Annotated in this window: 2 protein-coding genes and 1 pseudogene; all 3 read right to left on the reverse strand. The window is 64.7% G+C overall.

Features of this window, described 5'->3' with window-relative positions:
• Positions 1-71: 71 nt before the first annotated feature.
• Entirely contained in the window at positions 72-698 is a 627-nt protein-coding gene (locus FJ980_RS31190) for a CDGSH iron-sulfur domain-containing protein (RefSeq protein WP_140547389.1), read from the reverse strand.
• Positions 699-805: 107 nt separating this feature from the next.
• Positions 806-1,177 carry a hypothetical protein gene (locus FJ980_RS31195; protein WP_140491675.1) on the reverse strand — a complete coding sequence of 124 codons (372 nt, stop codon included), beginning with the start codon at positions 1,175-1,177 and terminating at the stop codon, positions 806-808.
• A gap of 115 nt (positions 1,178-1,292) precedes the next feature.
• Positions 1,293-1,525 (reverse strand): annotated as a pseudogene (locus FJ980_RS31200) (hypothetical protein); the annotation flags it as partial.

Here is a 1,525-nt window from a genome sequence, read left to right on the forward strand (position 1 = left end):
CGCTGGGCCACGGGAGGAGGGACATCTCCCCCACGAGGGGGGAGATTGGCAGCTTCGATGGCAGGGTCAACCTACCCCACGAACCCAACCTTTTTATGCGACCCATCGCAATACGGCTTGTTCGCCGAATGGCCGCAGCGGCACAGGAAGGCGCGTTGCGTGCGGTCGACCGTGTGGCCGGTGCCGGTGACGATTTCCATATTGCCTTCGAGCTTGAGCGGCCCGTCTTTCGTCGGCGTAACCTTGAGTGGCCCGTCGCGCGCGTCCAGCGCCGGCGTGTCCTTCAGCGCCGGCTCGCCGGTGGCGGCAAACCCTGATTTGTTGTGGCTGCCGTCGCAGAACGGCTTGTTCTGCGACGCGCCGCAGCGGCAGAGCGTGGCGCGGTGTAACGTCTCGCCGTCGAGCATAATCTCGGCGTGGACGGCCAGCGGGCCGTTTTCCCTGATGCGCACAGTGTTGACCACCGGCGGCCTTTCCTGCGGCCCGCCATCCTTCCTGACATAGGTAATGGCGCCTGACGGGCAGCTTTCGGCAATGGCGACGATCTTCTCGACGCTGGCCGCGTCGGGATGGATCCACTCTCCCGGCGCGTTCGGCACGAAGACATGCGGATCGCCCAGCACGCAATTGCGCGAATGGATGCAGCGCCGGCCGGCAAAGCCGACGTCTATCTTCTCGCCCTCGACCGGACCTGCCATCGCCTTGCTCCTGTTGCCTGACGCACGCCGCCTGGATGCGGCGTGCTTTGGGTGCTGTTCTTGCAGGCTATGCCCCAGGCAGGAAAAGCGTCAAGCTGGCAAGCCGGTCAGGGAACCAGTTCGATCTCCTCGGTCTCGCCGCCGCTGCAGGTATAGCAGCAATCGTCGCATTTTTCCTTGTCGCCGGGGCCGACGCCCCAATAGGTGCCTTCGTCGCCGTCGACCCAGGCGCCGTAGCAGATCGATTCGCCCTCGTCGCAGGAGACCGGCAGTTGCCTGGTCTCGCCGTCATCGAGGTAGAAATCCTTGCCGTTGCCCGGCCACACATAGTCGCGGTCCTGGCTGTAGAGCTCGAGGCGCATGGCATTGGGATGGCTGTTCTTGATGGCGAAGGTGACGTCGCCGGCATGGGCCGACGGCACCAGCAGCATGGCAAGAGACAGCGCGGCCAGCGAGCGGCGCGCATAGGCGTAGAACATGGTATCCCCCAAAAATAAACGGCCCACCCGGCCGCCCCGCGGGCATTGCACGGGGCGAGCGATCGCTAAAGGGGTCGACCGCGACAATCCCGGACTAATTTTGGGGAGATTGGCGCTACTCGACCAGGTCGACGGTCTCGGTCGAATGGTGCACGCAGATGAAACAGCAATCGTCGCAGGGCCGGTCGTTGTCCGGGCCGACGCCGGCCGAGATGGCGTCATTGCCGTAGACCCACGCGCCGTAGCAGATGCGTTCGCCCTCATTGCACGAAATCGGCACCGATTTGCGTGAGCCGGGATCGATCAGGAACACCTTGTCGTCGCCCGGCCAGCCCGTTTCGCGGTCGC

It is taken from the genome of Mesorhizobium sp. B1-1-5, assembly GCF_006443065.1.
Lineage (GTDB): Bacteria > Pseudomonadota > Alphaproteobacteria > Rhizobiales > Rhizobiaceae > Mesorhizobium.

Bases quoted from the DNA above. Each gene is read 5' to 3' on its own strand.
- FJ980_RS31190 (WP_140547389.1), bottom strand. From the start codon at position 698: ATGGCAGGTCCGGTCGAGGGCGAGAAGATAGACGTCGGCTTTGCCGGC.
- FJ980_RS31195 (WP_140491675.1), bottom strand. From the start codon at position 1,177: ATGTTCTACGCCTATGCGCGCCGCTCGCTGGCCGCGCTGTCTCTTGCC.